Origin of the sequence: Rhizobacter sp., assembly GCA_019635355.1 — a bacterium.
Classification (GTDB): Bacteria; Pseudomonadota; Gammaproteobacteria; order Burkholderiales; family Burkholderiaceae_C; genus Rhizobacter.
The window spans coordinates 4,434,906-4,452,493 of the sequence record JAHBZQ010000001.1 but is presented as its reverse complement, the minus strand read 5'-3'; the positions used below and the strand labels follow the sequence as shown (position 1 = coordinate 4,452,493).

19 protein-coding genes and 1 riboswitch are annotated in these 17,588 nt (G+C 70.8%); of the genes, 13 read left to right on the top strand and 6 right to left on the bottom strand.

The features are described from left to right. Nucleotides 1-37: 37 nt before the first annotated feature. On the top strand, nt 38-1,732 hold the full coding sequence (locus KF892_20690) for a tannase/feruloyl esterase family alpha/beta hydrolase (GenBank protein MBX3627440.1): 1,695 nt from the start codon (nt 38-40) through the stop codon (nt 1,730-1,732). Here the strand turns inward: KF892_20690 and KF892_20685 are convergent. After that, nucleotides 1,713-2,435: a 5'-methylthioadenosine/adenosylhomocysteine nucleosidase gene (locus tag KF892_20685; protein ID MBX3627439.1), complete on the bottom strand. Its 723-nt coding sequence runs from the start codon at nt 2,433-2,435 to the stop codon at nt 1,713-1,715. The two genes, KF892_20690 and KF892_20685, sit on opposite strands and share 20 nt — an antisense overlap. Nucleotides 2,436-2,548: 113 nt before the next feature. Between KF892_20685 and KF892_20680 the strand changes: the two genes are divergently transcribed. The 8 genes from KF892_20680 (at nt 2,549) to KF892_20645 (ending at nt 9,242) form a co-directional block, all read left to right on the top strand. Next, complete coding sequence (locus KF892_20680; GenBank protein ID MBX3627438.1) at nt 2,549-2,965, top strand: hypothetical protein; 417 nt, start codon at nt 2,549-2,551, stop codon at nt 2,963-2,965. 5 nt (nt 2,966-2,970) lie between these two features. After that, nucleotides 2,971-3,126 carry a hypothetical protein gene (locus tag KF892_20675; protein ID MBX3627437.1) on the top strand — a complete coding sequence of 52 codons (156 nt, stop codon included), beginning with the start codon at nt 2,971-2,973 and terminating at the stop codon, nt 3,124-3,126. A 42-nt stretch (nt 3,127-3,168) separates the two neighbouring features. Then, nucleotides 3,169-3,429 (top strand): hypothetical protein, encoded by a 261-nt coding sequence (locus KF892_20670; protein MBX3627436.1) that lies wholly within the window; start codon nt 3,169-3,171, stop codon nt 3,427-3,429. Between the two features lie 43 nt (nt 3,430-3,472). After that, a riboswitch (TPP riboswitch) is annotated at nt 3,473-3,584 on the top strand. Nucleotides 3,585-3,691: 107 nt separating this feature from the next. Next, entirely contained in the window at nt 3,692-5,575 is a 1,884-nt protein-coding gene (gene thiC / locus KF892_20665; GenBank protein MBX3627435.1) for a phosphomethylpyrimidine synthase ThiC, read from the top strand. After that, on the top strand, nt 5,572-6,666 hold the full coding sequence (locus KF892_20660; protein ID MBX3627434.1) for an FAD-dependent oxidoreductase: 1,095 nt from the start codon (nt 5,572-5,574) through the stop codon (nt 6,664-6,666). Before thiC ends, KF892_20660 begins: the two co-directional genes overlap by 4 nt. Then, a complete protein-coding gene (gene thiS, locus KF892_20655) occupies nt 6,659-6,868 on the top strand; it encodes a sulfur carrier protein ThiS (GenBank protein MBX3627433.1) in 210 nt (69 codons plus the stop codon). The genes KF892_20660 and thiS overlap by 8 nt, the downstream gene beginning before the upstream one ends. A gap of 4 nt (nt 6,869-6,872) precedes the next feature. Beyond that, complete coding sequence (locus KF892_20650; GenBank protein ID MBX3627432.1) at nt 6,873-7,682, top strand: thiazole synthase; 810 nt, start codon at nt 6,873-6,875, stop codon at nt 7,680-7,682. A 6-nt stretch (nt 7,683-7,688) separates the two neighbouring features. After that, nucleotides 7,689-9,242 carry a bifunctional hydroxymethylpyrimidine kinase/phosphomethylpyrimidine kinase gene (locus tag KF892_20645; protein ID MBX3627431.1) on the top strand — a complete coding sequence of 518 codons (1,554 nt, stop codon included), beginning with the start codon at nt 7,689-7,691 and terminating at the stop codon, nt 9,240-9,242. Here the strand turns inward: KF892_20645 and amrS are convergent. Continuing rightward, nucleotides 9,235-10,320: an AmmeMemoRadiSam system radical SAM enzyme gene (gene amrS / locus KF892_20640; GenBank protein MBX3627430.1), complete on the bottom strand. Its 1,086-nt coding sequence runs from the start codon at nt 10,318-10,320 to the stop codon at nt 9,235-9,237. The two genes, KF892_20645 and amrS, sit on opposite strands and share 8 nt — an antisense overlap. Before the next feature lie 8 nt (nt 10,321-10,328). Continuing rightward, a complete protein-coding gene (gene amrB, locus KF892_20635) occupies nt 10,329-11,699 on the bottom strand; it encodes an AmmeMemoRadiSam system protein B (GenBank protein MBX3627429.1) in 1,371 nt (456 codons plus the stop codon). A 168-nt stretch (nt 11,700-11,867) separates the two neighbouring features. On the opposite strand from amrB, the gene KF892_20630 reads away from it, so the two are divergent. From KF892_20630 to KF892_20620, 3 genes are all read left to right on the top strand, one after another. Continuing rightward, the gene (locus KF892_20630) at nt 11,868-13,061 is read left to right on the top strand and encodes a DUF4382 domain-containing protein (protein MBX3627428.1); all 1,194 of its coding nucleotides are present in this window, start codon (nt 11,868-11,870) and stop codon (nt 13,059-13,061) included. Nucleotides 13,062-13,189: 128 nt separating this feature from the next. Then, the gene (locus KF892_20625; protein ID MBX3627427.1) at nt 13,190-13,834 is read left to right on the top strand and encodes a dihydrofolate reductase; all 645 of its coding nucleotides are present in this window, start codon (nt 13,190-13,192) and stop codon (nt 13,832-13,834) included. Then, nucleotides 13,831-14,337, top strand: a complete 507-nt coding sequence (locus KF892_20620) for a GNAT family N-acetyltransferase (protein ID MBX3627426.1) — start codon at nt 13,831-13,833, stop codon at nt 14,335-14,337. Before KF892_20625 ends, KF892_20620 begins: the two co-directional genes overlap by 4 nt. 11 nt (nt 14,338-14,348) lie before the next feature. Here KF892_20620 and KF892_20615 read toward each other — a convergent pair whose 3' ends face one another. Continuing rightward, the gene (locus KF892_20615) at nt 14,349-14,846 is read right to left on the bottom strand and encodes an MOSC domain-containing protein (GenBank protein ID MBX3627425.1); all 498 of its coding nucleotides are present in this window, start codon (nt 14,844-14,846) and stop codon (nt 14,349-14,351) included. Nucleotides 14,847-14,905: 59 nt separating this feature from the next. Between KF892_20615 and KF892_20610 the strand changes: the two genes are divergently transcribed. Continuing rightward, on the top strand, nt 14,906-15,562 hold the full coding sequence (locus KF892_20610) for an intradiol ring-cleavage dioxygenase (GenBank protein MBX3627424.1): 657 nt from the start codon (nt 14,906-14,908) through the stop codon (nt 15,560-15,562). Between the two features lie 15 nt (nt 15,563-15,577). On the opposite strand, the gene KF892_20605 is transcribed toward KF892_20610, so the two are convergent. Together KF892_20605 and KF892_20600 are read right to left on the bottom strand one after the other, a co-directional pair. Further along, nucleotides 15,578-16,393 carry a YihY family inner membrane protein gene (locus KF892_20605; protein ID MBX3627423.1) on the bottom strand — a complete coding sequence of 272 codons (816 nt, stop codon included), beginning with the start codon at nt 16,391-16,393 and terminating at the stop codon, nt 15,578-15,580. 13 nt (nt 16,394-16,406) lie between these two features. Continuing rightward, complete coding sequence (locus KF892_20600; GenBank protein MBX3627422.1) at nt 16,407-17,564, bottom strand: hypothetical protein; 1,158 nt, start codon at nt 17,562-17,564, stop codon at nt 16,407-16,409. Nucleotides 17,565-17,588: the final 24 nt, after the last annotated feature.

Here is a 17,588-nt window from a genome sequence, read left to right as displayed (position 1 = left end):
GAAGGCGCGGCCTAGCATGGGTTTCACCCTGCCGAGCATGCGCAGGGGTCCTCACAAGCGTCACAGGAGACTCGCCGTGTACCCACACCGTCATTCAAGTTCGCGGGCGTCGCTCGCGCTGCCCTTCGTCCTGCCGGTCGCCATTGCCGTGCTCGCCGCCTGCGGTGGCGGCGGTGACGACCCCGTCCCAACCGCGCAGGAGCGTTGCGACGCCGTCGGCCGCACCGCGCTCACCGCCACCACCCTCACCACGGCCTATCGCGTGAGCGGTGCCGCGTCGGCCGGCAGCATCGGGCTGCCGGCGCACTGCGTGGTCACGGGCAGCACCAACGCGCGCGTCGGCGTCGACGGCAAGAACTACGCGATCGGCTACCGCCTCACCCTGCCCGACGACTGGAACGGCCGCTTCCTCTTCATGGGCGGCGGCGGCAACGACGGCTCCATCGGCGCGGCCACCGGCACCAACGTCGGCCCGCTGAACGACCTGCGCCCGGCCCTCGCCCGCGGCTACGCGGTGGTCAACACCGACGGCGGCCACACCGGCGGCTCGGCGGCCGACTTCGCCACCGACCCGCTGGCCAAGATCGACCACGCCTACAACGCCTTCGACAAGACCGCCGTCAACGCCAAGGCGCTGATCGCCGCGCGCTACGGCCGCACCCCCGACAAGTCGTACTTCGTCGGCTGCTCCGGCGGCGGCCGGCAGGGGATGATGTTCACGCAGCGCTTCCCGAGCTACTTCGACGGCGTGGTGGTGCATGCACCGGCGATGCGCGTGTCGAGCGGCGCCACCGTCGCCGCGATGTGGAACAACCAGCAGCTCACCGCCATCGCCCCCATCGAAGGCGGCTCGCCCATCCTCAGCAAGGCCTTCAGCTCGGCCGACATGGCGCTGGTGTCGAACGCCATCCTCGCGCAGTGCGATGCACTCGACGACGCCGCCGACGGCATGGTCGCCAATTGGAAGGCCTGCAACTTCAACCCCACAGTGCTGCAATGCCCGGGCGCGAAAGACGCCACCTGCCTCTCGGCCCCGCAGGTGACGGCGCTGCAGCGCCTCTTCGACGGCCCGCGCAACAGCGCCAACGTGAAGCTCTACGCCGGCCAGGTGGCCGACCCCGCGGTCGACCAGCCCGGCTGGCGCGCCTGGACGCTCGGCAGCTCGACCACTGCCGTGCCCAACTCGGCCTACAACACGCTGATGGCCGACGCGCTGCGCTGGGAGTTCTTCACCCCGTCGGACCCGACCTTCGTCGCGCTCAACTTCAACATCGACACCGACCCGCTGCGCATGGCGGCCTTCTCGTCGATCTACGACACCTACGCCGACGACCGCCTCACCGCCTACCAGGCACGCGGCGGCAAGCTGATGTTCGTACACGGCCTGGCCGACCCGATCTTCAGCGCGCACGACACGGCCGACTACTTCGAGCGGCTCGCCGCCAACCACGGTGGCCTCACCGGCGTGCAGTCGTTCTCGCGCTTCTTCCCGGTGCCGGGCGAGAACCACTGCGCCGGCGGCCGCGCCACCGACCAGTTCGACGTGCTCACGCCGATGGTCAACTGGGTGGAGAACGGCGTCGCGCCCGAGTCGATCGCTGCACGCGCCGCCGCGACCAACGCCTACTTCCCCAACCGCACCCGCCCGCTGTGCCCGTATCCGAAGTTCGCCAAGTACAGCGGCAGCGGCAGCCTCGAAGACGCCGCCAACTTCAGCTGCGCAGACTCGTGAGCCAGCGGGTCACGAGGGCGAGCGTGTAGCGGCTCGCCACCTCGGCCACGAAGCGGTTGAAGTCCACGTGCGCGCTGTCGTCGGCCCGGTCCGACACGGTGCGCACCACGGCGAAGGGCACGCCGAAGTCGTGGCACACCTGCGCGAGCGCAGCCCCTTCCATCTCGACGGCGAGCGCGTCGGGCAGGCGGGCACACAGCGCGTCGTTCTCGGCGCGCTCGGAGACGAAGCGGTCGCCGCTCACGACGAGGCCCCGGTGCACCCGGGCCTTTGCGGCGCCAAGGCCATCGAGCGCCGCGCGCGAGGCTTCGGCGAGTTGGTGCGACATGGCGGCATCGGTCTCGAAACGCGCGCGCCCGTACAGTGGCACCTCGTGGCGCGGGAAGAGCGGCGAGGCGTCCATGTCGTGCTGGAGCAGCGTGTCGGCCACCACCACGTCGCCCACGTTCACGCCCGGCGCAAGCCCACCGGCCGTGCCGGTGAAGACGAGGCGCGACACCGCGAACTCGCTCAGCAGCAGCGTGGCCGTGGTGGCCGCCGCCACCTTGCCGATGCGCGAGAGCACCACCACCACCTCATGGCCCGCCAGGTGCCCGACCCAGAACTCGCGGCCCGCGCGCAGCACCGGCTGCTCGTCGGGCATCGCATCGAGCAAGGCCCGGAGTTCCTCGTGCATGGCACCGACGATCGCGATTCGTGTCATGCAGCCATTGTCTGACACGCGTGTCGGAGAGCGCCTGCCCGCAAAGAAGCATTCGCCCGCTTAACGCTGCACGCCACGACGCCGAGCATGGATTCCAACTTCAGGAGCTTTCCATGCCGCATGAAAAATCTCTCTGGATCCAGCGCTTCGCGATGCGCCTGCTGGTGCTCGAGCCAACGGTGCAGACGGGGCAGCTGCCCGAGATCGCCGAGACCTTCTGGTACTACCAACGGCATCGTGAGCCGGAGGAATGTGCGCAGGCGCGCGCCGAAGGCCGCCTGCGCATGCCGGGCCGCCGCGAAGCGTGGGTCGAAGCCTGCGCCGCCGCCATCCGCGGCCTCGACCCCGAACTGAATTCGCAAGACACCTCGGCCCTCGCCGAGAGCCTGTGGGAAGAAGACTGGGCCCGCACCGTCGACCCCTACCTCATGGCGCAGGCGCTGTGGGAGCAGGCCTTGCTGCTCGCGAGCCAGAGCGAGGGCGAAACGCCCCCCAGCCTACACGCCGTGTTCCGCAACCCCGACCTGTGAGCACCATGCGCGCCCCCTTGCTCGCGCACGACGTGCCGCCCGACCCGCCCGTCGCGCCACCCCCACCGCCGCCTCCACCACTGGCCGACCCGCCCGTGATCGACCCGCCCGCGCCCGGCCAGCAATCGCCGGTGATCGACCCGCCCAAGACGATCCAGTGACAATGCCCCATCGCCGCAGCTTGCGGCCGTGGAGTGCACACGATGAGCATCGTCGTCTTCTGGCTCGAACCCGATGGCCGACCGGCGCACCAGGAATTCCCCGCCAACGACCTGCTCGCCGCCCTCAAGCACAGCGAAGCGCGCCGCCGGGAAGGCAAGCGCCACGTGTGCATCTCCACCGCCCTGCCCGACAGCGTGGGCCAGGGTGGCGTGAACTCGGTCGAAGGCGGCAAGCTGCCCGATGGCCATGTGTACGACTTCAACAAGTCGCATCGCGGCGCAGGGCCGAAGCCCTCGACGTGAACATCGGGCGGGTTGACGCCGCCGACACGATGCGCCCACAATCCGCCCCGCTCCGGGGTGTGCCGGGCCGCAAGGCCGAAGGCGCTGAGATGGAAAGCCAAACCCGAGAACTTGATCCGGTTCATACCGGCGTAAGAAGAGCGTAGACGAGCGGCCCGCGATGGGCGCGCAGGCCCGAGCGGCCGCCCCCATCGCACCCGGCCGCCCGCGGACCCTCCGGAGCACGACGTTTTTTGTTGCTGCTGCCACCGGAGAGACCGCGATGACCACCACGCCCCCCACCGACCTTCACGCGAGACTCGCGCTCGCGCGTGAGCCGTTTGCCAGCTCGCGCAAGGTGCACCTCGAAGGCCCGCTCACCGGCGTGCGCGTGCCCATGCGCGAAATCGCGCTCAGCAACGGCGAGCGGGTGATCGTGCACGACACCTCCGGCCCCTGCACCGACCCGACCATTCCCTACGACGTGCGCCAGGGCCTGCCCGCGCTGCGCACCGCGTGGATCGAATCGCGCGGCGACACCGAGCCCTACGACGGCCGCTCGTACTCCGCCCGCGACGACGGCCAGCGCCAGGGTCACGCCGACCCGCAACTTGCCCGCCTGCACGCCGAAGCCGCCGGCCTGCAGCGCACACCGCGCCGCGCCAAAAGCGGCGCCAACGTCACGCAGATGCACTACGCGCGGCATGGCATCGTGACGCCCGAGATGGAGTTCGTCGCCATCCGCGAGAACGACCGCCGCGAGTGGACGCGCGAATACCTCGCGGATGACGCAAGAGAACACCGCCTGATGGGCAACGCCCTCGGCACCCGCATGCCGGCCGAGATCACGCCCGAGTTCGTGCGCGACGAAGTGGCCCGCGGCCGCGCCATCATCCCCGCCAACATCAACCACCCCGAGCTGGAGCCGACCATCCTCGGCCGCCACTTCAAGGTCAAGGTCAACGCCAACATCGGCAACTCGGCCGTCACCTCGAGCATCGAAGAGGAAGTGGAAAAACTCGTGTGGTCGACCCGCTGGGGTGCCGACACGGTGATGGATCTCTCCACGGGGAAGAACATCCACACCACGCGCGACTGGATCCTGCGCAACTCGCCGGTGCCCATCGGCACCGTGCCGCTGTACCAGGCGCTCGAGAAAGTGGGCGGCGTGGCCGAAGAACTGTCGTGGGCCATCTTCCGCGACACGCTCATCGAGCAGGCCGAGCAAGGCGTCGACTACTTCACCATCCACGCCGGCCTGCGCCTGCCCTTCATCCACCTCACGACGAAACGGCGCACCGGCATCGTCTCGCGCGGCGGTTCCATCCTCGCCAAGTGGTGCATCACGCACCACCAGGAAAACTTCCTCTACACGCACTTCGACGAGATCTGCGAAATCATGAAGGCCTACGACGTGAGCTTCTCGCTCGGCGACGGCCTGCGCCCCGGCAGCGGTGCCGATGCGAACGACGAAGCTCAGTTCGCCGAGCTGCGCACGCTCGGCGAACTGACACAGGTCGCCTGGAAGCACGACGTGCAGACCATGATCGAAGGCCCGGGCCATGTGCCGATGCACCTCATCCAGGCCAACATGGACGAGCAGTTGAAGCACTGTGCGGAAGCGCCCTTCTACACGCTGGGCCCGCTCACCATCGACATCGCGCCCGGCTACGACCACATCGCGAGTGCCATCGGCGCCGCGATGATCGGCTGGATGGGCACTTCGATGCTCTGCTACGTGACGCCGAAGGAGCACCTCGGCCTGCCCGACCGCGACGACGTGAAGCAAGGCCTCATGGCCTACAAGATCGCCGCCCACGCGGCCGACGTGGCCAAGGGCCACCCGGGTGCCCGCGCACGCGACGACGCGATGAGCAAGGCCCGTTTCGAATTCCGCTGGAACGACCAGTTTGCGCTCGGCCTCGACCCCGACACCGCCCGCGAGTACCACGACGAGACGCTGCCGAAGGACTCTTCGAAGCACGCGCACTTCTGCTCCATGTGCGGGCCGAAGTTCTGCTCGATGAAGATCACGCAGGACGTGCGCGACTACGCCGCGGCGCGCGGCCTCGATGACAGCGCCGCGCTCACGCAAGGCCTGGCCGAGAAGTCGGCCGAGTTCAAGGCCCGTGGCGGCGAGATCTACATCCCGGTGCACCCCGTATGAGCAGCCTGCGCATCGCCATCGCCGGCGCGGGCGTGCTCGGCCGCCTGCTCGCGTGGCGGCTCGCACGCATGGGCCACACCGTGCAGGTGGTCGACCCGGCCGCAGGGCCGAACGCACCTGCCCTCGGTGCGACGCTGTCGCAGCCGGTGGCGGCGGGCTACACCGCCGCCGGCTTGCTCAGCCCGCTGGCCGAACTCGACCACGCCGAGCCCGAACTCGCCGCCCTCGGCTGGCGTTCCATCGTGATGTGGCGCGACGTGGCTTCGGCCCTCGCCCCCCACGCCCCGCAAACGCTGCTGCGGGTGCAGGGCAGCCTGCTCGTCGCGCACAACGCCGACATGGGCTCGGCGCTGCGTGTGATGGTGAAGCTGCGCAGCGCATGCGAGGCCGACCCCAGCGCCTGGCCCGCGCCCGAGATCGTGCCGGCGAGCGAGCTGCGCGTGATGGAGCCCGAGCTGCTGCCGGGCCTGAGTGCGTGGTGGCTCCCCGGCGAAGGCCAGCTCGAACCGCGCCTGCTGCTCGACGCGCTGGCCGCCCAGGCGACCGGCGTGCAATGGCACTGGGGCCAGCGGGTGGCGCATGTGCACGCGGGCAGCCTGCAACTCGACGACGGCCAACACATCGCCTGCGACCTCGCCATCGACACGCGCGGCCTCGGCGCACGCGACGACGTGCCGGGCCTGCGCGGCGTGCGTGGCGAACTCGTCTGGCTGCACGCCCCCGGCGTGCACCTGCGGCACCCGGTGCGTCTGCTGCACCCGCGACACCGCGTCTACATCGTGCCGCGCGCCGGCCAGCACATCGTGGTCGGGGCGAGCGAGATCGAGAGCGAAGACCGCTCTCCCGTCAGCCTTCGCAGCGCGGTCGAGCTGATGGCCGCGGCGCACAGCGTCCTGCCCGGCCTCGCAGAAGCGCGCATCGTGCACCTCGACACCAACCTGCGCCCCGCCTGGCCCGATCACCAGCCGCGCATCGAGGCGTCACCCGGCCTCCTGCGCATCACCGGCCTCTACCGCCACGGCTGGCTGCTCGCGCCCGCACTGGTCGACGATGCCTTGCAGCAGGTGCTGCCGGAGCCCGCGCATGCCTGATCTCGTGTACCTCAACGGCGATCCCAAGCCCTGGCAACCCGGGCTCAACCTGCTCGCGCTGTTGAAGGCCGAACCAGCCGCGGAGACGCGCAAGGTCGCCACGGCGCTCAACGGCGAGTTCGTGCCGCAGACGCTGCGCGCGCACACGCTGCTGCAGCCGGGCGATCAGGTGACCGTCTTCACCGCCATCGTCGGAGGCTGATGCGATGAACACAAAGCCCTGGTCGGTCTACGACACCCCACTCACCAGCCGCTTTTTTCTCGGCTCCTCCGGCTACCCCTCGCCGGCCGTGTTGCGCCAGTGCATCGAGGCCTCGGGCACGCAGGTCGTGACCGTCGGCCTGCGCCGAACACTCGCCAATGTCAGCGGAGGGGGCGGCGACAACGGCTTCGTCGCCGAAATCGTCTCCGCCCTGCGCGAACGCGGCGGCCACCTGTTGCCCAACACCGCCGGCTGCCGCACCGCGCACGAAGCGATCCACCTCGCCCGCATGGCGCGTGAGCTCTACGACACCCCGTGGATCAAGCTCGAAGTGGTGGGCGACGAGCACACGCTGCAGCCCGACCCGTGGGAGCTGCTGCACGCCGCCGAGGTGCTGGCCAAGGAAGGCTTCTGCGTGTTCCCCTACTGCACCGACGACCTCGTGAGCTGCCGCCGCCTGCTCGACGCCGGCTGCCGCGTGCTGATGCCCTGGGGCGCGCCCATCGGCTCGGGCCAGGGCCTGCTCAACCCGCAGGCGCTGCGCACGCTGCGCGAGCGGCTGCCCGAGGTGCCGCTGATCGTCGACGCCGGCCTCGGCACGCCGTCGCACGCGGTGCTCGCGCTCGAACTCGGCCTCGACGGTGTGCTGCTCAACTCGGCCGTGTCGCAATCGGGCGACCCGGTGCGCATGGCCGCGGCCTTCGCCCACGCGGTGCAGGCCGGTCGCCTCGCGCGCGAAGCCGGCGCGATGGCGACCCAAGCGATGGCCGTGGCCACGACCCCTGTCACCGGTCGGCCCTTCCTGATCGACTGAGCCTTCATGACAACACCCATCGTCTGGAGCATCTCGGGCCAAGACAGCGGCGGCGGCGCCGGCTTGAGCGCCGACCAGCGCGCCGCCGATGCCTCCGAGGTGCACCTGTGTCCCGTCGTCGCGGCGCTCACCGCGCAGAGCAGCGTGGCCGTCGAGAGCGTGCACCCGGTGCCGCCCGAGCAGCTGCATGCGCAGCTCGAAGCGATGGCCAACGACCTGACGCCGCGTGCCATCAAGACCGGCCTGCTCGGCAGCGTGGCCAATGTGCGCGTGGTCTCGCAGTGGGTCGACCGCCTGCGCCAGCGCGGCCCGCTCGCACTCGTCGTCGACCCGGTGCTGCGGGCGAGCACGGGCGAGAGTTTTGCCAACGTCGCGCTCGTCGAGGCCTACCGCCGTGAGCTGCTGCCACGCGCCACGGTCGTGACGCCCAACCGGCGCGAAGCCGCACGGCTGCTGCTCCGCCACGACCACGACGTGCCCGACCAGGCGCGTGCGCTGCGTGCCCTCGGCACCGAAGCCGTGTGCATCACCGGCGGCGATGCGGACGAGTCCACCGCCCGCGACCACTGGCACAGCACGCACGCGACCGGCTGGCTCGCCCTGCCCCGCCGCGTCGCTGTCAACACCCACGGCACCGGCTGCACCTTCGCCACCGCGCTCGCCGCCGCGCTTGCGCGTGGCTTCGTGCCGGCCGATGCCGCCGTCATCGCCAAGATGCTCACCACCTCGGGCCTGCACGCCGATGCGTCGAACCCCGGCCGCGGCGCCGGCCCGGTGCGCCCGCGCCACGGCTTCATCACCGACCGCACGCTCTTGCCCACGCTCGACGACGGCGAGTTGCCGACACTCGCGCCGAGCAGCGCACCGCCCGTGCAGGGTCTCTATGCCATCACCGACGACGCGGTGCATCTGCGCGCATTGGCCGAACACGGCGTGCGCACGGTGCAGCTGCGCCTCAAGCGCGCCAACGGCGAGGCCGAGGCGCCCTGGCAGGCCCGCCTGCTCGACCAGATCAGCCGCTCACGCGCCGCCGCTCAAGAGCACGGCGCCACCCTCATCGTCAACGACCACTGGCAACAGGCGGCCGCGCTCGGCGTCGACTTCGTGCACCTCGGCCAGGAAGACCTGCTCGCCCTCGGCGCCGAAGCACGCGAGCAGCTGGCACGCGCCCGCGCCAACGGCCTGCGCCTGGGCCTCAGCTCACACAGCCTGTGGGAGCTGGCCCGCGCCACGGCGTGGCAGCCCGACTACATCGCCTGCGGTCCGGTCTGGCCCACGCTCACCAAGGCGATGCCGTGGCGCCCGCAGGGGCTGCACAACCTCGCGTGGTGGGCGGCCATGTCACCGGCGCCGGTGGTGGCGATCGGCGGCATCCTCGCGCCGGAGCAGCTGGCTGACGCGGCGGCGTGTGGCGCGCAGGCCGGCTGTGTCGTGCGCGGGCTGCAGGCCGACGCACCGCACACGGTGCACGACTGGCTTGCAGCCTGGCGCGCAGGCGCCGCACGGCACACGCAGCAGTCGCCCACCTGGCCGTTGCCGTCGTTGACGGGACTCAGCTGAGCGCCATGCGCACCGGGATGCGCCGACGACCGAAGCCTCGCTCGAAGCGCCCCGCAAAACGGCCTGCGATGGCGGTGGCGCAGTGGGGGCAGGTGCCCTCAGGTGTGAGCTCGTAACGCGTGATCGCATGCCAGTCGCGCTCGATCAGCGCGGCCTCGCAGGTCGGGCAGCGCGTGGTGCCACCCTCGGCATCGTGCACGTTGCCGGTGTAGACGTGGTGCAGGCCGTTGGCGAGTGCAATCTCGCGCGAGCGGGTCAGCGTCGCCTTCGGCGTGGGGCCGATGTCGCCCATCTTGTAGTCGGGGTGGAAGGCGGTGAAGTGCAGCGGCACGTCGGGCCCGAGGTGCTCGCCGATCCAGCGCGTCATCTGCTCGATCTCTTGCGGGCTGTCGTTGAGGCCGGGGATCAGCAGCGTGGTGATCTCCAGCCAACAATCGGTCTCGTGGTGGATGTGCTGCAGCGTGTCGAGCACCGGCGCGAGATGCGAGCCGGTCTGCTGCTGGTAGAAGGTTTCGGTGAACGCCTTCAGGTCGACGTTGGCCGCGTCCATCTTGGCGTAGAACTCGCGGCGCGGCTCGGCGTGCATGTAGCCCGCCGTCACCGCCACCGTCTTCACGCCTTGCGCGTGGCAGGCGTCGGCGGTGTCCATCGCGTACTCGGCAAAGATCACCGGGTCGTTGTAGGTGAAGGCCACGCTCTGCGCGCCGCTGTCTTTCGCCGCGGCGGCGATGCGCTCGGGCGAGGCTTCGTCCATCAGGCGGTCCATCTCGCGGCTCTTGGAGATGTCCCAGTTCTGGCAGAACTTGCAGGCGAGGTTGCAGCCCGCGGTGCCGAACGAGAGCACGCTCGAGCCGGGGTAGAAATGGTTGAGCGGTTTCTTCTCGATCGGGTCGATACAGAAGCCGGAGCTGCGGCCATAGGTGGTGAGGCGCATCTCGTCGCCCTCGCGCTGGCGCACGAAGCACAGGCCGCGCTGGCCTTCGTGCAGCTTGCAGTCGCGCGGGCAGAGGTCGCACTGGATGCGGCCGTCTGCGAGCGCATGCCACCAGCGGCCAGGCACGTTGCTGGGGTCGTTCATCGGGGCGTTCATCGGGTCTCCTCGAACTTGCGCACGCGGTAGCGCGACAGCTTCACGTCGGGCGCCCAGAAATCGGCGGCGAGACCCGCTTTTCGCTTGAGCGAGGCGAGGAAGCTGCGTGCATCGGGCAGCTGCTCCCACACCTGCGGCAGGTAGGTGGCGCGGTGGCCTTGCCACTCGAAGATCACGCCGTCGTCGCCGGGCTTGAGGGCGGCAAGCGCTTCGGCTTCGGTGTGCACGTCGATCGGCTCGGGCCGTTCGAGCAATGAGACCTCGACCTGCAGGCCGGGCCATTCTTCGGCGCGCAAGGGCGGGAAGCGCGGGTCGTGGAACGCGGCGGCGACGGCGTTGGCGCGCACGTCGTCGAGCAGCGGTCGCACCGCTTCGAGCCGGCCGATGCAGCCGCGCAGTTCGCCGTCACGGTCATGCAGGGTCACGAAGGTCGCACCCGGCTGGGCAAGCGCGGCGAGGTCGGGCAGGGGCGATGCGGGCAGCTCGACGCCCAGCGCCTCGGCGATGGCACGGCGCGCGTGCGCCAGCAGCGCCGGCCCCAGCGGATCGACATGCGCCTCCGGCAGGTCGAACGCCACGGCGCCGTAGCCGACCACCCGATCACGCCCGGCCAGGCCCGCCTTGGCATCGCCCGAGTTGCGCACGCCCAGCAGGCGCGGCACCAGGCCCTTGGCGCGCGCGAGCCGCAAGGCGCCGTTGAGCGGCGCAGCACCGCAGGCTTCGTCGCCTTCGAGGTCGGTGGCGAAATGCAGGATGCGATCGACCGTGGCGCCGTCGCGCGCCTGGGCCTGCGCATACGGCAGGTAGTGCGACAGGTCGGAGCTGATGACGATGAGCGTCTCGTCGCCGCCCCACAGGCGCTCGAGCACCTGCGCCACCTCGGCCGGGCTCGCGTCGCCCACCGCCAGCGGCACCAGGCGGAAGCCCTCGCCCAGCACCTGCTGCAGGAAGGGCAGCTGCACTTCGAGCGAATGCTCCATCGCATGCGGCCGGTCGGCCAACACCACCTGGGGCAGCTCGCGCAGCGAGGCGATGGCCTCGCGGTCGAGCGGCACGCGGCCGAGAGGCGTGTCGAACGCGTCGACGCTCGGCGCCGCCAGGCCGCGCACCGGCACCCGGTGCACCGGCCCGAGCAGCACCACCCGCTGGATCCGCTCGCGCCAGGGCGCGACTTCGGCATAGCCGAGCGCCGCCACATCGCCCGAATACACATAGCCGGCATGCGGCACCACGAGCAGCTTGGGCGGGCGTGCCGACACGGGCTTGCGCGCCTGGCGAAGGTGCTCGGCCAGCGCCGCGCGCAGCGTCGCCGGGTCGCCGGGGTAGAAGCTGCCGGCGACGGCAGCGGGGCGGGTGATGCTGGGCATGACGGGGTTCTCCAAACGTTGCAACTGGGGCCGACATCCCCACGATCAACCCTCGCCCGCCGGTTCGCAAACGGTAACCCTTGCCCCGATGCGGGCAGGGTTGAAATGGGTAAAGTCACGCTAAATGTGCAGAATGCACATTTATAGAACAGACAGCCAGGAGTACCCATGAAAACTTGGACCCGACATTTCCGCATCGCCGCGCTGGCGGTGGCGGCCACCGTCATCGGCGCCTGTGGTGGCGGCAGCGACAGCGGCGGCACCGGCGCCGGCAGCGGCACCCTGCGCGTGGCGCTGACCGACGCGCCCGCCTGCGGCTACGACCATGTGTACGTCACCGTCGACCGCGTGCGCGTGCACCAGAGCAGCACCGCTTCCGACGCCGATGCCGGCTGGGCCGAAGTCGTGCTGCCCACGCCGCGCCGCATCGACCTGCTGAGCCTCACCAACGGCGTGCTCGACGAACTCGGCCAGACGCCCCTGCCCGCCGGCCGCTACACCCAGCTGCGCCTCGTGCTCGCGCCCAACGGCCATGGCAACGCCGCGCCGATCGCCAACGCCATCCGCCTCACGGGCGACACGGACGACACCCCGCTCGTCACCCCGAGCGGCCAGCAGAGCGGCCTGAAGATGAACGTCAACATCGACGTGGCGGCCAACCAGATGGTCGACGCGGTGCTCGACTTCGACGCCTGCAAGTCCATCGTGCGCGCCGGCAACTCGGGCCGCTGGCTGCTCAAGCCGGTGATCCGCGTGATCCCGCGCTACGTCTCGGGCGTGCTGGGCCATGTGGAGCTGGCGCTGGTCGGCCCCGGCACCACGGTCTCGCTGCAACAGGGCGGCGTGGTGATCCGCTCGACCGTGCCCGATGCCACCGGCCGCTTCCTGCTGCAACCCGTCGCCCCCGGCACCTACGACCTGGTGCTGAGCGCGCCCGGCCGCACCACCACCGTCATCACCGGCGTGCCCGTCACCGCCGACACGGTGCTCAACCTCGACACCGCGGTGGCGGCCCTGGCCTCGGCCAGCTCGCCCAACGGCGTGGCGAGCGGCGCCATCACCGTCACCCCGGCCGGCCCGCTCGATGCCAACGTGCGTGCCCTGCAGGCCGCCGGTACCACCACCGTCGAAGTGGCCAGCACCCTGGCCGACGAGAGCACCGGTCTCTACAGCCTGACGCTGCCGACCGCCGCCCCGCTGGTGACGAGCTACGCCGTGCCGCTGCCACCCGCCACACCGGCCAGCGGCTCGGCCGCCCGCTACACGCTGCAGGCCACGCTCGGCAGCATGACGAAGACGACGGCCGCGCCCGTCACCGTCTCGGCCAGCGCGCCGGTGGTGATCGGCTTCTCGTTCCCGTAAACACACGGCGTCGTTGGGGCCGCGGGCCGGCCCGGATCGGCAGCACCGAATTTTTCGGCAGCATGTCGATCCGGGGCCGGCCCGTTCGTCATGACAGGGTCCGCCACTTCCCTTTCATGGAGACCCGCATGTCCAAGGTCAGAGTTGCCGCGTTCACCTTGTCCGTCGACGGCTTCGGTGCCGGCCCGCGGCAGAGCCTCGAACACCCCCTCGGCGAGGGCGGCGAATCGCTGCACCAGTGGTTCCACCGCACCCGTGTCTTCACGGAGATGACGGGCCAGGGCGAGGTCGTCGAAGACCTCAACGACCGCTTCGCCACCCGCAGCTTCGAGAACGTGGGCGCCTGGGTGCTCGGCCGCAACATGTTCGGCCCGGTGCGCGGCCCCTGGCCCGATGGCAACTGGAAAGGCTGGTGGGGCGACAACCCGCCGTACCACGTGCCCACCTTCGTGCTCACGCACCACGCGCGCGAGCCGCTGGTGATGGAAGGCGGCACCACCTTCCACTTCGTGACCGGCGGCATCCACGAAGCGCTCGCCCGCGCCCGCGACGCCGCGCAGGGTCAAGACGTGCGCATCGGCGGCGGTGTCTCCACCGTGCGACAGTACCTGGAAGCCGGCCTGATCGACGAGATGCACCTCGCGATCTCGCCCACGCTGCTCGGCCGCGGCGAAGCTTTCTTCGCCGGCATTGACCTGCTGAAGCTGGGCTTTCGCTGCACCGAGCAGGTGACCGCACCGCATGCGTTGCATGTGGTGCTGAGCAAGGGATGACGATGCACTTCGTGCCCCTGCAGGCCGAGCACCTGCCGCTGCTGCACACCTGGCTCGCACGACCGCATGCCGCGCAGTGGTGGCAGCCCACGCCCAGCGTCGACGAGCTGCACGCCGACTACATCGCGCCGCCAGCCGAGCCGAACGCAACGCGCGCCTACCTCGCCCACGAGGGCGACGAGCCTGTCGGCTTCATCCAGAGCTACGTCGTGATGGGCTCGGGCGGCGGCTGGTGGGAAGACGAGACCGACCCCGGCGCACGCGGCATCGACCAGTTCCTCGCCGACGAAGCGCGCCTCGGCCAGGGCCTCGGCCGCCGCATGATCCGCGCCTTCGTCGGGCAGCTCTTCGCCGACCCGGCCGTGACCGTGGTGCAGACCGACCCGGCGCCGCACAACCTGCGCGCCATCCGCTGCTACCGCGCCGCGGGCTTCAGCGACGTCGGCGAGGTGATGACGCCCGACGGCCCGGCGTGGCTGATGCGCTGGCGCCGGCTTGGCTGACACGAGGCGGCTCAGGCCGCGGGCAGCGCCCTCACCGCATCGCCCACGCGGATCGCACCGCCGGTGAGGACGCGCGCCGTCATGCCGCCGTGCCCGCGCATCGCGGCATAGGCGCCGGGGCCCACTTCCTCTTCCATGCGCGAACACGGCGCGCACGGCCCGACGATCTGCAGCACCGCCTCGCCCACCTGCAGCCTCGCGTTCTTGAGCGCGAGCAGGTTGATGCCCGAGACCACGAGGTTGCGGCGCGGCGTCACCGGGTCGACCTCGGCCACGCGCGCCAGCTGCGCGATCACCGGCAGGTGCTCCTGCTGGATCAGCGTGACCTGCCGCGTGGAGAGCTCGGCCTCGCCACGCTGGCCCAGGCGGTCGTCGGCGAGGCCGATGCCGGCCAGCGCCTGCGTCGCCTCGATGCGGCGTGCCGGCGCCCGCGGGTGGCCGCGCACGACGATGGCTTCGATGCGGCCTTCGACGTGCGGCGGGGCGTTCAGGTCGCGGATGGTCTTCATGGCGGGGCATTGTCATGGCCTGGCCGGAACCTCGTGCCCGCGAGGACACTCCGATGCACATGGCCACCACCCCGCACCTCACCCGCCGCCGCTGCCTGCGCCAGCTCACCGGCGCCGCGAGCGCCCTGGCTCTGCCGTCGCTCGCACTGGCCGCGCTGCCGCCGATGACCGAAGGCCCCTTCTACCCCTCGGCCGCATGGCGTGCACGCCAGCTCGACTGGGACGCCGACCTCACCCGCGTCACCCGCTCGACTTCGGCCGACGCGCCGCGCGCCGCGGGCGAGTGGCTCGACTTCGGTGGCGCCGTGGTCGACACGAAAGGCCGGCCCCTCGACGGCGCCGAGGTCGAGATCTGGCAGTGCGACGTGCACGGCAGCTACCGCCACCCGCATGGCGCTGGCGACAAGGTCGACGAAGCCTTCCAGGGCTTCGGCAGCACCCGCAGCGATGCACGTGGGCTCTACCGCTTCCGCACCATCAAGCCGGTGCCCTACCCCGGCCGCACGCCGCACATCCATGTGCGGCTGCGCCACCGCAGCTTCGGCGAGCTGACCTCGCAGCTCTTCCTTGCGGGCGAGCCGGCCAATGCGCGCGACTTCCTCTACCGCCGCCTGTCGGACGCCGAGCGCGCCGACGTCGAGCTGCGGCTGGCGCGCGCCCCGGCCGGCGCGGCGACGCAGTGGGTCGCCGAGCGTGCGCTGGTGGTGGGCGGGTGAACCCCGCCCGACGCGTCAGGCGCGGCTTCCCTTGCCCGACGCACGGCCCAGGTTCGCGGCGACGAGCGCCGCCGCCAGCGTGACGAGCCACGACACGTACACCCACAGCAGGAACGCCGGCAGCACCGCGAAGGCGCCGTACACCGCCTTGTAGGTGGGCAGCTTGAGCAGGTAGGCGGCGAAGCCACGCTTGGCCAGCTCGATGGCGGCGCTGCCGAGCACCCCGCCCACCAGCGCCTGCACCCATCCCACCCGGGTGTTGGGCACGATGCGGAACAGCACGGCCAGCGCCAGAGCACCCAGCACCGCCGGCGTGAAGTTCACCAGCACGTGCACCGCCGGCGGCAGCGTGGCGATCCAGCCCATCGACAGGGCGAGCAGGGTCGACGAGGCCCACAGGCTCACGCCCAGCACCGGCGGCCCGATGGCCAGCATCACGAGGTAGAGGCCCAGCCGCTTGAAGAACGGCCGGTTGCGCTTCACGCCCCAGATCTGGTTGAGCGCGTTTTCCACCGTGAGCATCAGCGCGAGCGAGGTGCCCAGCAGGAAGAGCGAGCCCACCCAGGTGAGGCCGCCCGCGTTGGCGGCAAACTGGTGCAGGTGGCGCAGCACCGGCTGCGCGAGGTCGGCCGGCAGCAGGTTTTTCAGCAGCAGCGCATCGATCGCCTGCTGGAAGGGCCGCAAGAGCGACGGGTAGCGGGTGAAGAGCGCAAAGCAGACGGCGAGGAAGGGCACCACCGACAGCACCGTGGTGAAGGTGAGGCTTCCGGCGATCTGCGGCAGGCGCTCCTTGCGGGCGCGCTGGAAGGTCTGGCGAAAGAACTGCAGCATCAGCGTGGGGCGGTCAACGTGCGTAGGCCTTGCGCGAGCCGTCTTCGAACACGGCGTCGTCACGCTCCACCTGGCCGTTCGCGTCGAGCTCGCGCTCGCGGTTGATGCGGCCTCGCTCGTCGTAGAAGCGCTCCGCGCGCAGCTTGCCCGCCGCGTCGAAGCTCTTGTGCACACCTTGGGGCCGCTCGTCATAGCGGCCGGCGATGAGCCAGCGCCCCTCGGACGAGACCTGCCCGTTGTCGTGGAAGCTGGTGTCGTGGCGCACCAGCCGCTCGCCACTGCGCTCGTAGGCGTGCTTCGAGCGCGGCTGGCCATTGAGGTACCAGTGCTGCTCCAGCACGAGGTCGTTGTTGCGGCCACTCAGCTTCCATTGCCGCTCGCGCGTGAGCGCGCCGCTCTCGTGGTACTCGCGCTCCAGCGCGGTGACGCTGCGCTTTTCCTGCAGCCCCCAGTGGCGCTCGCGCCGAAGCACGCCGCTCGCGTAGAAGCTGCGCTCCACGCCCCCGTCTCCGGTGACTTCCATCTGCGAGACCGGCTTGCCGCTGGGCCCGAGGTCTTCCATGCGCCGAAACTCTCCGCGCTCGTACACCCGGCTGCCGACCACGCGGCCATCGTCGGCGTGGAGCGTCACGGTGCCGGGGCCGCCCTTGTGGCCACACCACGTGGCGTCGTCGGCATACGGTGCCAGTCTCGGCTCCGCGGCGCAGCGCAGCTGGCTCAGCAAGCCACGCGAGGTGAACTCGGCGTAGGCCTGCTCGCGGCCGTCGTCGCCGTAGAAGGTCACGCGCAGCAGCGTGCCTTTTGCATCCCAGCGGCGCGAGAGGCCGGCGTTGCTGCCGTTGCGCAGGTTCTCTTCCAGCACGAGCTGTGTGCCGTCGTACTCGCGCACCACGCCATCGCGGTTGCCGCGCTCGTTGAGACGGTGCTCGCGCCGGAGCTCGCCCTTGTCGTCGTAGAAGCGCACGAGGCCTTCGAACTTGCCATTGCGAAGCTCCTCCTCGCGCACCAGCAGGCCGGTGTCGCGGTCGCGGCAACGCATGAGGCCGGTCTTGCCGGCGGTGGTGTGGCCGTTGCTCGGGTTGACGGATTCGCCGTTGAGATCGCAGGCTTCGAGGCGGGCCTGGGCCAGGGTCGGCAGCGCGCACAGCGCCAGGAGGAGGAAACGTCGCATGGGCGAATGCTACGCAAGCCCTCG